Below are 14,128 nucleotides of genomic sequence, written 5' to 3' on the forward strand. Positions count from 1 at the left end.
TTGGAAAGAATGAAAATCTTAGTGGCTCAAATAATCGGATATGGTTCCTACGGAAAAGGACTAATGTTGGAAGAACTTCAAAACCTTATTAATGAAAAACCTGGAGCGGAAATTTACTATTTGACCTGTTCCAATACATTTAATGCCTGCTATTTCAATCCCTATTCAAAACCTGAAATCTGTTATTTATGCAAAGAAGGTAAAATAAATAGTTTAAGCTTAATTGAGGGGAATTTTCAGCATATAAAAATCGAAGATTTACTAAGAAATGAAGACAAGAGAGAATCGAAATACTTTGTTAACAATATTACCCAAGTAAAATTTGATCTCAGGTATGAAAATTTTAAGGTCGGTGAATCGGCACTTTCTACTTATATTTCCACAACTAGGGATCGAGATCTTGAGTTGGTTGAAGATAGTTTCGTTAAACAATTAATTTATAACGGTGTAAGTCTTTACATTGCGCTCAAAAGATTTTGTGAGAGTAAGGATATTAATGTAATATATAATTTCAATGGTAGACATATCTATAATAGAGCAGTTATGGATGTTGGACTAGCTACAGGAATTCCCATATTTAATGTCGAATTACCTCGAGTCGGGGGGGCAGTTGAACATTTTGAAAATGTATTACCTCACACAATATTGTATAAACAGAAGTTATTTAATGAGACCTGGGCGAATTCAAAGTTAGCTGAAGAAGAAAAAATTAATATAGCTTCTGAATATTTTATCAAACGGAGGTCAGGAACCAAAGTAAATGCTAGAAGTTTCACCGAAGATCAACACAAAAATACTTTACCAAAAGATGTGGATTATGGAAAGAATACAGTTGTATTATATACAAGTTCAGATGATGAATTTGCAGCAATTGGCGAAGAATTCTCTAATCCTTATTTCAAAGATCAGAATGATGGGTTGTTTTATGTTGCGAAATTATTTCATGAAAAATTTCCCGATCAAAATTTGATAATTAGAATACATCCAAATTTTGCAGGAGTAGATTTTGATTATGCTAAAAAAATATATGCCCTAAAAGGAAAGTATCAGAATGTCCATTTAGTAGAGCCTGATAGTAAAGTAGATTCTTATGCTTTGTTAGATGTGGCTGATAAAGTGATCACCTTCGGTTCGAGTATTACTACTGAAGCAACTTTTTGGCAGAAGCCTGTAATAATGTTAGGGAAATCATTCTTTTCCGGTATGAATGTTGCTTATGAGCCCTCCAAAATTGACGATTTGGAAGGGCTTTTAAAAAATAATTTAGCTCCAAAACCTAAAACCGGATCATTGAAATTCGGTTTTTATTTAATTAAAGGAGGAGCAGAGGCTAATTTTTATAATAGAGATAATAAAGGTCTAACATATTTCAAAGGCAGACGACTTTACTTTTATAGTGCAAAACAAATAATTATTTCCAAAATTATTGAGAAGGCAAATAGGCTTTTTGGAATAAGAATATTTGTTAAATAATACAATTTTATGATTGCTTTGAAGAAATTAATGCGGAACAATTTTCAATACTTTTTCTATTTCTACAGTTATCTTAAGTACCGGCTATTTATCGCCTTTAGTTTAAGTTTCTCAAGGGGAGTATTAGATGGTTTTGGGCTGGCGATGTTTATACCTCTCTTAAAAATGTCCTCCGCCGGTTCAGAAGACATGGAGGATGATGGTCTTGGTAATTTAAGTTTCTTACCTGAGTTTTTAAACAGTATTGGGATTAGCCTTAATATCAGGAATATATTACTTATCATTCTTACATTTTTCTGTTTTAAGGGTATTGTAGCTTTTTTAGAAGGATATACCCGGGTGACTTACCAGCAATTATTCATGCGTGAAATAAGGTTAAGTAATATCAGGTTGCTCAACACCTTTAAGTTTAGTGAATTTGTTAAATCCGATGTAGGTAAAATTCAAAATACCTTTAGTGCGGAAGTAGGCCGAGTAAATATTGCCTATAAAAGTTATTTTAAAGCTATAGAATATGGTGTTCTGGTTTTGGTATATGTTTCCTTTGCCTTTGCTGCAAATACACGCTTTGCAATTCTGGTTGCACTAGGTGGAATTCTAACGAATTCTTTATTTAAGTGGCTATTTAAAAAGACAAAAAAGTTATCGGCAAAATATACTAGGAGTGCTCATGGTTTTCAAGGTTTATTGATTCAGCACGTAGCTAATTTTAAATATTTAAAGGCTTCGGGTTTAAATTTTAGATATGGGAATAAATTAAATGACAATATCACAGAATTAGAAGAAGTTCAAAAGGACTTGGGCATTGTAGACTCTTTACTTCGAGCACTTAGAGAACCATTAACCATCTTAGTAGTGGTAATAGCAATCTTAATTCAGGTGAAATATTTTGATTCAGACATTGGCCTCATAATTCTCAGTTTATTATTTCTCTACAGGGCCTTGACTTTTTTATTAGCACTACAGGAGCATTGGAACAAATTCCTGGGTGTCTCCGGCTCCCTAGAGAATATGACAGAATTTACTCAGGAATTAAAAAGAAATAAGGATAGAAATGGTCGTTTAAATTTCAAAGGGTTTCAAGAAAAGATTAAAATTGATGACCTTCATTTCAAATTTAATAATACCCCGGTTTTATCAGGCTTAAATTTGGAAATAAATAAGAATGAAACCATTGCAATAGTTGGTGAGAGTGGTTCCGGTAAATCTACCCTAATGAATATTCTGTCGGGTCTTTTATTACCTGATAAAGGGGAAGTATTAATAGATGGTGTACCTATAAATCAATTAGATCTTGTTACATATAGAAGAAAGATTGGCTATATTGCTCAGGAGGCTCCTGTTTTTAATGATAGCGTCTTCAATAATATAACCTTTTGGGCAGAAAAGAATCCAGAGAATATTGAGAAATTTAACCAGGCTATTAAAAAGGCTGCTCTTTATGATTTTATTTATTCTTTGAAGGACAAGGAAAATGAAATATTGGGTAATAATGGTATCAACATTAGCGGTGGACAAAAACAACGTTTATCGATTGCCAGAGAGTTATATAAAGATGTTGATTTTCTCTTTATGGACGAGGCAACTTCTGCTTTGGATGGAGAAACTGAAGCTGCAATACAGTCGAACATTGACAAATTGAAAGGGCAATATACTATTGTAATGATAGCGCACAGATTAGCTACAGTAAAGAATGCGGACAGAATAATAGTACTGAAAGAGGGCACAATCGAGAGTGCAGGTAGTTTTAAGGAGTTAGCCCAAACTTCACGTGTTTTTCAAGACATGATACAATTACAAGGTATGTCCACAGAAAAAGTATAGAAATGGCGGTGATAAAAAATAAAATGACTACCAATAATAGAATAAATGACAATGTTTAATCGGATTTTTAGCTTCATAATTGGACCTTTCCTGGATTAAAAGTTCGCTTCAGAACTTTTAATCATCCCTTTTTGACTCTTCATTAGAAGAAATTGTTAACGATAACAAAAATTCAAATTTAAAAACTATGAATTTTAAATTACTAGACTGCACCCTTCGCGATGGAGGATACTACACCAATTGGGATTTTGATAAGGATATAGTAGAGACTTACTTCAAATCATTTAATAATTTACCGGTTGATTACCTGGAAATTGGGTATCGTTCAAACCCGATGAAATCTTACCTCGGAGAGTATTTTTACTGTCCCACTTATGTTCTTGAAGAAGCTAAGAGTAAAAGTACTAAGAAACTAGTTATTATTTTAAATGAGAAAGATGTAAGGGAAGACCATGTTCCTAACTTACTAGAGCCGTGTATTGGTTATATTTCTATGGTGAGAATAGCTATAGATCCTAAGAATTTTAAAAGAGCATTAGGTTTGGCTGCTGCTGTGAAGAAACTTGGTTTTGAGGTAGGGTTTAATGTAATGTATATGTCAAACTGGGAAAATGAAAAAGAGTTTTTAGGGCAAATTAAAGAGGTGAATGGAGTCGCCGATTACTTTTATATGGTTGATTCGTTTGGCGGAGTATATCCCGAAGATGTTAAGAAGACCTTTGACATAGTTAGAAATCAAACTGATACAAAAATTGGTTTCCACGGTCATAACAATTTACAATTGGCATTAGTAAATACATTAACAGCTATTGATTGCGGAGTGTCCATCGTCGATGCTACAGTAACCGGAATGGGACGTGGTGCCGGGAATTTGCAAACCGAACTATTATTAACAGCCCTAAATGGGAAAGGAGAAATTGACCTTGATTTTAATGCTTTGAGTCAGGTAGTAGCTCCCTTTGAAGCCATGCAGAAAGAATACGGCTGGGGAACGAATTTACCTTATATGGTTTCAGGAGCTAATTCCCTTCCGCAAAAGGAGGTGATGTCATGGGTCACCAAACGTTACTATTCTCTAAATAGTATTATTCGCGCCCTTTCTAACCAGTCCAGGGGGCTTGAAGATAATGTTGATCTAAAGAATTTAGATGAGGAAAAGAAATTTAAATCGGCGATAATTATTGGAGGTGGTCCCAGTGGGAAAAAACATTCCAAAGCGATCAATGAATTTATTGAAAAGCAAGAGAGTATTTGTATTATTCATTCCAGTTCAAAAAATTCCCAGGAATTTAAAGATGTGAGTACTTTACAGATTCATTGTCTGGCAGGGAATGAAGGTCATCGCCTTGAGGATAGTTACATTGATATGAGCATAAAAGACAAGCTTGCAATATTACCTCCTTACCCGCGATCTATGGGAACCTATATCCCGGAAAAACTTGAAAAGGTAGCTTTTCAGCTAGAGGCAATAAATTTTACAGATAAATTCCATGAATCAGTTACCTCTCTGGCAATTGAAACTGCCCTAACGTTGGGAGTTGAAAAATTATATTTTGCCGGTTACGATGGTTATTTGGGAGAAATTAAAACTCAGGAACTGGAATTATTCAATGAAAACGAATACATTTTTAAAAGCTTAAAGAAGAATGGTAAGGTTACACCTGTTTCTATTACTCCAACATTATATGATAACCTTGAACCTCAATCTGTTTTTGCTTTAATTTAAAATTATGTCTATATCGGTATTCTTACCCACCCGTAAGGGGAGTGAACGAATTAAAAATAAAAATACACGAAAATTTGCTGAATTTGAAGGAGGTTTATTGGAGCTAAAGTTGAGACAATTGGCTCAATTAAATGTTGATGAAGTTATTCTTTCCACAAATGATGAGGAATCAATAGCGGTAGGTAAAAGTTTTCAAAGTTACTTTCCGAAATTAACTATTGATATCCGTCCTGACTATTTAGCACAAAGCAAAACCAGTTTAAGCGATTTAATTGATTATGTTCCTAAAGTAACCAGTGCTGAAAATATCCTCTGGACCCACGTCACTTCTCCAATGGTTAGTACGAAAGTTTATGAAGATAGCATAAAAGATTTTTATAAAGGCCTGGAAAATGGTTTTGATTCTTTAATGTCTGTGACTGCTTTTCAAAATTTTTTATGGAAAAAAGAGTTGAACGACATTATTAATCGAAAGGGACAGGAGCGATGGCCGAAAACCCAGGATCTGGACGTGTTGTATGAGATCAATAGTGCAATCTTTATATGTCCAAGAGAGATTTATAAAAATAATAACGACAGGGTAGGAAAGAATCCTAATTTGTTTGAAATGGATAAGCTTATTTCAGTAGATGTAGATTGGGAAGAAGATTTTAAAATTGCAGAAGCATTATATGAGAAATTTGGAAAGCTATAAAGTGATATTTTGGGATTTTGATGGGGTAATTATGGATTCCATGCCTGTTAGAAATAAAGGTTTTGAAGTAGTCTTAAAGGATTTCCCTAAGGCACAGGTGGATGATTTGATTAAGTTTCATCTGGAAAATGGTGGATTATCGAGGTATGTAAAATTTCGATATTTCTTTGAGGAGATCAGAAAAGAAATTGTGTCGGAAGAAAAGATTAAGGAATTGGCCTCTGAATTCTCTATTATCATGAAAAAATTATTGGTAGATGATTCTTTATTGATTAGCGATAGCCTAGATTTTATCCAAAAAAACCACCTTAATTATAAAATGCATATTGTTTCCGGCTCTGACCAGGATGAGCTAAGGTTTTTATGTGGTAAAATAGGGATTGCTCGATATTTTTCCTCTGTTCATGGTTCTCCCACTGCTAAAACAGAACTGGTGAATCGGCTTTTATTAAAGCACGATTATGAAAAGGATAAATGTGTGTTAATAGGAGATTCTATTAATGATTATGAAGCGGCAAGTAGTAATAAAATTGATTTTATGGGCTATAATCAGCTTGCTCTCCGAAATAAGGGAAGATTCTATATTACCTCTTTCAGTAAATTATGAAAATAATTAAAGCAATCCTTGGATTATTGATCATGCCGTTAAGAGTCCGGGTTTTTAGGCCGAATAAGGTATTTTATAATAAACGGCTAGCGGTTGTAGGACCGGCAGATTCAGCTTATGAACAGGAGAATGGACGCATCATAGACAGTTATGATCTTGTTATTCGGATGAACAAAGCATTGATTACCTGGAATCCGGCTAATGAAAAGTATTTGGGTGCCAGAACAGATATTTTAATTCACAATTTTCATGAAAATATGCATTCCGGAGGAGGAGGGCCATTGGATTGGAATCTTTTTAAGAAGTTCGGTGTTAAGTACCTTATACAGCCCCGGTTTGATAAAGAGGGCTGGCATTGGATGTTCAATTATTTCAAAAAGTATTTGAATACGAAACAGACAATCTATACGCTACCCTACAGCGACAACCAAAAGATTTCGAACATGTTTGATGGCTATTTTCCTACGAGGGGTTTTTTTGTGCTTTACTCAGCGCTTACTTCCCACTGCAAGGAAGTATTTATTACCGGTTTTACCTTTTTTAAAACACCTTATGCCAAAGGATATAGAGATAATGTGAGGGACCTTAAGGACAATTACAAGCATATACAAAATCAGGGTTTTCATAATCCTGATTTGGAATATGAACATTTTCTTAAGCTAATAAAGAAGTCTCCCGTTAAAAGAATAACCGTCGATGAAAAACTTTATAACATTTTAAAGTATGATTCACCAGATTTAATCCAAAAAGTAAGGAAAATTTAAATTTAATCGAACGAAATCTTTGCTAATTGGTCAATTCTAAAATTCCAAATATAAAAGTCAAGATTTTCAAATTTGAAAGTATGAGTTGTAAGAAGCAGCCACTACTTTTTCAATATTAATGATGTAGTTATATGAGTGAGAAGAATATTTTTATAAATAATATAAAAAATCAGCAAAAATTACTTTACGGCTGCCTCGATCGGTTGTTGATTAAGGGAACAAAAGTAGCCTTACTTGATTTTCCGAACCATAATAATGTTGGTGATAATGCTATATGGTTAGGGGAAAAAGCCGCTTTAAAAAAAATGGGAGTAAATGTTGTATATCAATGTGATATATATGGTTTTTCTGAAAAAGCGCTTCGGAAGCGTTTAGGAAAAGAAGGTGTTGTTTTGCTTCATGGCGGTGGTAATTTGGGCTCAGTTTGGCCGGAACATCAAATGTTTCGAGAAAGAATAATTCAATTATTCCCGGACAAGAAAATTATACAACTGCCGCAGAGTGTTCATTTTGATGATGATACTCAAAAAGCAAGGTTTGGACAAATAGGGAGAGCACATAAAGATCTTCATATTCTCATGCGCGACCATGCCAGCCTACGTACTTTAAAGGAGCTGAATTTGAATGTGGAACTTTGTCCAGATATGGCATTAGCTATGGGACCAGTAGCTCAAAGCGAAAGACCGGTAGTGGATGTTGTATGGCTATCAAGAACCGATCATGAATCTACGGGTGAGAAAAGCGAATCTTTCAGTTTCAAAACCGAAAAATTAGATTGGCTTACAGGTGAGCCTGGCAGATTCTATTCTAAATTCAGTCCTAAGTTTACAGTACGAATCCGACGCATTGTTCAAAGTGTTTTCCGGAATTCCGAATTAATTAGGGACCATTTCTGGAGCATAAATGCGGCTTCTTTTGATTTACTTGCCAAGAGAAGGTTTAATCGAGGGACTCGAATTTTATGTAGAGGGAAAGTTGTTTTAACTGATAGACTTCACGGCCACATTGTTTCTACACTTATAGGAAAACCCCAAGTTCTTCTTGATAATCATTACAGGAAGGTTGGGAATTATATAGACTGCTTTGAGTCAGAACAAGAAGCTATCTTTTATGTTGGTAATGATAAGTCCAATATCGGGGCTAAAGTATCTAAAGCACTTGATATCATAGAAAAAAATAATAAGAATGACTAAAATGGTATCAGTACCACTTGTAGCTCCACGTTTTAATCGATTACGCGCAGATGCTGTATGGGTAACTATTGCTAACTGGGCAGATGGCTTTGAAGATCATTATGGAAATGCAGAGGTGATAGCAGGCGAATCATCGTATTCTGCGGAGGAGATCAGGGCAAGATGTTTTCCTTCTGACACTGGAAAAACTAAAAAAAAGGAACCGAATTGGTTTCGCCATACCTATTTAGCTAAGCTCTTTGAAATGTTTGCTAAGGATTTACGCTGGTATCATGAGGAACAAAAAGCATTATCCATTAACTTAGAGAGATTCAAGAATGCACCATTTGTATGGCAGCACCATGATCTTTTTCAAACAAAAGGGTTAAAGCTCGCAAAAAGATTAGGAGTACCCTCAGTTCTTTTTGTAGACGCTCCATATGTTTGGGAGTCCAAAAAGTGGGGAGTACAACGGTTTGGGTGGGAGTGGTTTGCGAAAAGTCGGGGAGACGCATTTCCTTGCCAAAAAGCTGACCTTATTCTGGTTGTAAGTGAAGATGTAAAGCGCGCGGTTATGGATCTTGGGATACCTGAAAGTCGTATTCTTATCACACCATGTACGGTATCACAAAAAATGTTTGATGGGGCTAAAGGTAGTGAAGTACGCGAAACCTTTGAATTAAACAATAATTTTGTAATAGGATGGGTTGGTAGTTTTCGTAAATTCCATAGCTTAGATTTATTAGTTGAAGCCTTTTTGGATGTTTCCTCTACTATGTCAGAAGCGAAATTATTGTTAGTTGGGGATGGTCCTGAACGTATTCGTTTGCAAGAAAAGGTAGAAAGCTACGGCTTAAACAATCGAGTGATATTCTCCGGAAACGTTCCTCACAGCGAAATTCATTCATATATAAGTAGTTTTGACCTGGCCGTCTTACCTTCTCAATCCAAAGAAGGATTTCATTATTCACCCTTAAAACTTCGTGAATTTTTTGCTGCTGGCGTACCTGTGATCGCATCAGCTGTAGGCGATGTTGAAACGGTGATCAAGGAGAGCAATGGTGGCTGGTTAGTGCCTCCAGGCTCTAAAGAATCGATAGTCGAAATGATCAAAAAAATCCAGGGAGATCGAGCATCAATAAATGAAGCAGGTTCAAAGGCAAGAAGCTACTCAATAGAAGAAATGGGTATCTCCAAGCAAATTCTAATGATAGAAGACTATTTCGGTATTAAAAACTGAAGGTTAAACGAGTCTATTAAGTAATTTAAATACTTCCTTTCGCCAGATTAGTTAAATGAAATAAAATAGCATTATTATCAAAATTGAAATTTAATTGAAAATCTTACAAATTATACAGAAACCTCAATTAAGGGGGGCAGAAATCTTTGCCTGTCAGCTATCCAACCATTTGCAGGAACAAGGCCATGAGTTATTGGTTGTAAGTATCTTTCCCGGAGATGCAGAACTCCCCTTCCAAGGTGAAGTAGTAAAACTAGATCGTCCTCCGAATAAAAGATTTTTTGATCCGTATGGATGGAAAAAATTCAGTAAACTGGTTAAGGATTTTGAGGCAGATATAGTCCAGGCAAATGCAGGAGATACTTTAAAGTTTATGGTAAGTTCTAAAATATTTTATCCTTTTGATGCGAAGATAATTTTTAGGAATGCTAATAAAATGGGAGATTTTGTCGATAGCAAAATTAAATACTTTTTGAATAAGGCTTACGTAAGCCAGCTAGATTTTGTTATTTCCGTTAGTAGGGAATGTCAAAATGATTTTCAGAAAATATTTAATTTTCCCGATGAAAAGATTGACACCGTGGAAATTGGAGTTGAGGACCAGGATATTAGTGGAGACATTCACGATTTGGATTTTCTGCATGATAATAATAAGATCATCACGCATATTGGAGGATATGTTCCTGAGAAAAATCATCAAAGGCTTGTTAATATATTTAAGCAAATAATTGATGAATATCCAAATGCCCAACTGTTATTAATTGGGAAGGGAAAGTTGGAAGAAACAGTCAGGCAGGAAGTAATGCGTTTAAATCTGGAAAATAAAATTCATTTTTTAGGCTACAGGAATGATGTGTTGGAAATACTTTCACATTCAGATGCTTTTGTTCTTCCTAGTTTGATTGAAGGGCTTCCTGGTGTGATTTTAGAGGCTATGTACTGCAATACTCCTGTCATCGCATATAATGTAGGAGGAATTAAAGAAGTTGTAAAACATGATACTGGCTGGCTAGTGGAAAAGAATAATGAAGAAACTTTTATTAATAGTTTGAGAGAGGTCTTAAATAGTGATAGTCAATCTGCTAAAAAAATACAAAATGCGAATAAAATGATCCATGATCGTTTCCTAAATTCTATTATATCTAAACGGTTTTTATCCATTTATAATGAATTGAAGAATTAATATTTTTCAAAGTTTGAAATTAGCCAAATTATTTGTTCCGAAAATTACCGGAGATGACTAAAATTAAAGTTCTGCATATTATTAAATCTTTAGGAAGAGGTGGTGCAGAAATGTTACTTCCCGAAACCCTGAAGCTTCACGATAAAGATAAATTTGAATTTCATTACATCTATTTTCTTCCTTGGAAAGACCAAATGGTTGGTTCCCTTGAAGAAGCTGGAGGAAGGGTAGCATGCTTGGAAGCGAAAGATAACATTCGCTTATTACTTCAGTATAAAAAAACTATTGAGTATTGTAAGGATCACAAAATAGATTTGATCCACTGTCATCTTCCCTGGGCAGGATTCTTAGGAAGATGGGTCCATAAAAAAACCGGAATTCCGATGCTCTACACTGAGCACAATATGCAGGAGCGTTATCATCCTGCAACAAAGAGTATTAATAAAATAAGTTTTAATTCACAGAGTCTTGCACTTGGGGTGTCTCAGGATGTGACCGATTCGATTAAGGAAAATATTAAACCGAACATTCCGGTCCGCACCCTATTAAACGGGGTTAACACGGAGTCCTTTCAAAGATCATGTAACTCTCATATTAGAAGAGAACTGGGTATTCCTAAAGATGCTATTGTCATTGGAAACGTGGCTGTATTCAGGTTTCAAAAGCGACTTGTGGAATGGCTGCAGGTGATAAAGCGTATACGGGAGAAGAATTCCAATGTATACGGTATAATAGTCGGAGCAGGACCATTGGAAAAGGAGATCAAAATGGAGTGGAAGGATAGCGGATTGCAAAACATAGTTTTTTTACCCGGACTGAAGATAGATGTAAAATCCTATTTTGAAGCCTTGGATATCTTTATGATGACCTCTTCTTTTGAGGGCTTGCCAATAGCTTTGCTGGAAGCTATGAGCATGGAGTGCGCTGTTGTTTCTACTAGTGCCGGGGGAATAAAGGAGGTGATCAGGAATGAAGAGGACGGCTTGACCTGCAAAGTTGAAGATTGGCAAAAACTTTCTGACCTTTGTCAAATCCTAATAGATGACCCCGAAAAATTAAAAACCTTTAAAAGAGCAGCCAGAGAAAGAGTTTTAAAGGAATTTAGTCTCACTAAAATGGTGGATGAATTGGAAATAATCTATAGCGATTTTGTGACGAAGTGATGAAATGCTGAGTTGGAATTAAAAATATACAGATTAACAAATTAACTCTCATAACAAATGACCATTAGAGAAGCCAGTCATCATGATATTCCTCAAATTCTAAGGGTCTTAAAGGCGAGTCTGGGAGAGACTTCTTCCAAAAAGACAGGAGAGGTCTGGCGATATAAACATGTGAATAATCCCTTTGGGGAATCTCTTGTGCTTGTCGCTGAAGAAGCTGAAGAAGTAGTAGGAGTGAGGGCATTTATGAGATGGAAATGGCAAAAGGGAGAGCAAACCTTTTCCGCTTTCAGAGCAGTAGACACAGCCACGCATCCCAATCACCAGGGAAAGGGGATTTTTAAAAAATTAACTTTGAAAGCTCTTGAAATTGGGAAGGAACGGGGAGATCATTTTGTGTTTAACACCCCGAATGCTCAAAGTAAACCGGGATACCTTAAAATGGGATGGAAAGAAGTTGGTGAGATTAAAGTTAGTTTACGTTTTACTAAAATATTTTCGTTAAAAGATAAGCAGATAGATTATGGAGTTTCAGGCAGACTGGATGATTGCGAAGAGCTGCTAAAATCATATTATGAGGAACGGAAAACTTCAGATCAACTTTTCACTCCTAAAGATAAGCTGTATTTAGGTTGGCGTTATCTAAATAATCCATTGCAAAAATATGAGGTACTAATAGATAAAAATTATTTTATTGCCGGTTACGTTAAGCCACGGAATAAATTTAAAGAATTCCGGATATCGGAAGCTATAATTGCACGAGGTGCGAAAAAAACAGCTAAATCGGCTATTCTTAATTTGGCAAAATCCTCAGGAGCAATGATATTAAGTATATCTCCCGATACAGGCATACATTTTAAATCTGGAATTACAGGAAATTTTGGGCCTGCTTTAACTTATAAATCTGTTACTCTCTCTCAGTCCGACTTCCTGAATTTAGATTCATGGGCTTATAGTTTGGGTGATCTAGAACTTTTTTAAATGGTTGGTGCGCTTGTTTTAATACTATTTCTTTTTCTCCTCAGTCAGGGGTTATTTAATCATTTTTGGAAGAAGCATAAATGGTTTTCCAAGAAGTTGATGAATTCTTTATTTTTGTACCATTTTTTCTTTGGCGCCGTATACTATACTTACGCCTTATTCAATAATTCTGATTCAAAACTCTATTTCAGTAGACCTCAGTCCGGTGATACCTGGTGGTCCTTTTTTGGTACCAGTACTACCTTTATAGATTTTATGTCATGGCCATTCATTAATCTTTTAAATTTTAATTATGAGATGATGATGGTGCTTTTCACCTGGATGGGATTTCTGGGATTTGTGTATGCATATCTATTCTTTAGGGAGAATATACCAATAAAAATCAACGTTTTTAATGTTGATTTTTTAATTCTGGTCCTTTTTCTTCCGAATATGCATTTTTGGACTGCTTCGCTAGGAAAAGGAGCTCCTATTTTCATGGGCTTAATGATGTTTGCGTATGGTATAGGCAAACCCAAATCGAGGTGGGGTATCTTATTGGTTTCTTCTTTAATAATTTATTATATAAGACCTCATGTTTTTCTATTTATAGCTTTAGGAACAGTATTGGGCTACATGACCGGGAAAGAAAAAGTTTCCTTTGGAAGAAAAATATTAATATATACAATATTGATTGGAGGATTAATAATGGTTCAGGACACAATTTTAGGAGTAGCTGGTTTAGACCAATCTGAAGATTTAGTGGAAGGGTTTTCTGAATTTTCTGAAAAACAAGCTGGAAAATTAAGTTCATCGGGGTCAGGAGTAAGTATGGCCAATTATCCTCTTCCCTTGAAACTGTTTACTTTTTGGTTCAGACCATTATTTCTTGATGCTCCCGGAGTTTTAGGTCTTATAGTCTCTGTAGAAAATCTTATTTATTTGCTTCTATTTTTTAAAATATTAAATGGGAAATTTATTCGTTTTCTGAAAATAGCACCAATTAGTGTAAAGATGAGTTTAACCACATTTTTCCTGGCTTCCCTGGCAATGGCATTTGTGATGTCCAACCTGGGTATTATTATGCGTCAAAAATCGATGGTCATGTACTTTTTGTTTTTTGTAATATATTATTTTCTGGCGCAAAACAAATATGATAGATTTATTAGACAGCGGAAATTGAGGGAGCGGAGAATTAGGGAGATGGAAGTGGATGTTTAGCATTAGGACTGGGAGACGAGGTGGCAAGGTGACTGGAAGACTGTGAGATAGGGGACAAGGAGATTGTGGAAATTAGTGATAAGAGAATTAACTTTGGAGAC

General features: G+C 35.3%; 12 protein-coding genes. All 12 read left to right on the forward strand.

Annotated elements, in window-relative coordinates; all coding sequences use genetic code 11:
• Window positions 1–9 precede the first annotated feature (9 nt).
• The 12 genes from ACNORC_RS11605 to ACNORC_RS11660 all read left to right on the forward strand — a co-directional run bounded on the left by ACNORC_RS11605 (window position 10) and on the right by ACNORC_RS11660 (window position 14,027).
• Window positions 10–1,473 (forward strand): capsular polysaccharide export protein, LipB/KpsS family, encoded by a 1,464-nt coding sequence (locus ACNORC_RS11605; protein WP_418336166.1) that lies wholly within the window; start codon window positions 10–12, stop codon window positions 1,471–1,473.
• A gap of 9 nt (window positions 1,474–1,482) precedes the next feature.
• Window positions 1,483–3,297, forward strand: a complete 1,815-nt coding sequence (locus ACNORC_RS11610) for an ABC transporter ATP-binding protein (protein ID WP_418335811.1) — start codon at window positions 1,483–1,485, stop codon at window positions 3,295–3,297.
• A 187-nt stretch (window positions 3,298–3,484) separates the two neighbouring features.
• Complete coding sequence (locus ACNORC_RS11615) at window positions 3,485–5,023, forward strand: aldolase catalytic domain-containing protein (protein ID WP_418335812.1); 1,539 nt, start codon at window positions 3,485–3,487, stop codon at window positions 5,021–5,023.
• Between the two features lie 4 nt (window positions 5,024–5,027).
• Window positions 5,028–5,717 (forward strand): acylneuraminate cytidylyltransferase family protein, encoded by a 690-nt coding sequence (locus ACNORC_RS11620; protein WP_418335813.1) that lies wholly within the window; start codon window positions 5,028–5,030, stop codon window positions 5,715–5,717.
• Complete coding sequence (locus ACNORC_RS11625; RefSeq protein WP_418335814.1) at window positions 5,695–6,324, forward strand: HAD family hydrolase; 630 nt, start codon at window positions 5,695–5,697, stop codon at window positions 6,322–6,324. The genes ACNORC_RS11620 and ACNORC_RS11625 overlap by 23 nt, the downstream gene beginning before the upstream one ends.
• Complete coding sequence (locus ACNORC_RS11630) at window positions 6,321–7,088, forward strand: glycosyltransferase family 29 protein (protein WP_418335815.1); 768 nt, start codon at window positions 6,321–6,323, stop codon at window positions 7,086–7,088. The genes ACNORC_RS11625 and ACNORC_RS11630 overlap by 4 nt, the downstream gene beginning before the upstream one ends.
• Window positions 7,089–7,219: 131 nt before the next feature.
• Window positions 7,220–8,281, forward strand: a complete 1,062-nt coding sequence (locus tag ACNORC_RS11635) for a polysaccharide pyruvyl transferase family protein (RefSeq protein ID WP_418335816.1) — start codon at window positions 7,220–7,222, stop codon at window positions 8,279–8,281.
• A complete protein-coding gene (locus ACNORC_RS11640) occupies window positions 8,274–9,500 on the forward strand; it encodes a glycosyltransferase (protein ID WP_418335817.1) in 1,227 nt (408 codons plus the stop codon). The genes ACNORC_RS11635 and ACNORC_RS11640 overlap by 8 nt, the downstream gene beginning before the upstream one ends.
• A gap of 94 nt (window positions 9,501–9,594) precedes the next feature.
• Window positions 9,595–10,683, forward strand: a complete 1,089-nt coding sequence (locus tag ACNORC_RS11645; protein WP_418335818.1) for a glycosyltransferase family 4 protein — start codon at window positions 9,595–9,597, stop codon at window positions 10,681–10,683.
• 53 nt (window positions 10,684–10,736) lie between these two features.
• Window positions 10,737–11,846 (forward strand): glycosyltransferase, encoded by a 1,110-nt coding sequence (locus ACNORC_RS11650; RefSeq protein WP_418335819.1) that lies wholly within the window; start codon window positions 10,737–10,739, stop codon window positions 11,844–11,846.
• 57 nt (window positions 11,847–11,903) lie between these two features.
• On the forward strand, window positions 11,904–12,827 hold the full coding sequence (locus tag ACNORC_RS11655; protein ID WP_418335820.1) for a GNAT family N-acetyltransferase: 924 nt from the start codon (window positions 11,904–11,906) through the stop codon (window positions 12,825–12,827).
• A gap of 297 nt (window positions 12,828–13,124) precedes the next feature.
• Window positions 13,125–14,027 (forward strand): hypothetical protein, encoded by a 903-nt coding sequence (locus ACNORC_RS11660; protein ID WP_418335821.1) that lies wholly within the window; start codon window positions 13,125–13,127, stop codon window positions 14,025–14,027.
• The last annotated feature ends 101 nt before the right edge of the window (window positions 14,028–14,128 follow it).

Origin of the sequence: Salinimicrobium soli (assembly GCF_048323655.1) — a bacterium.
In the GTDB taxonomy this organism is placed as follows: Bacteria; Bacteroidota; Bacteroidia; order Flavobacteriales; family Flavobacteriaceae; genus Salinimicrobium; species Salinimicrobium soli.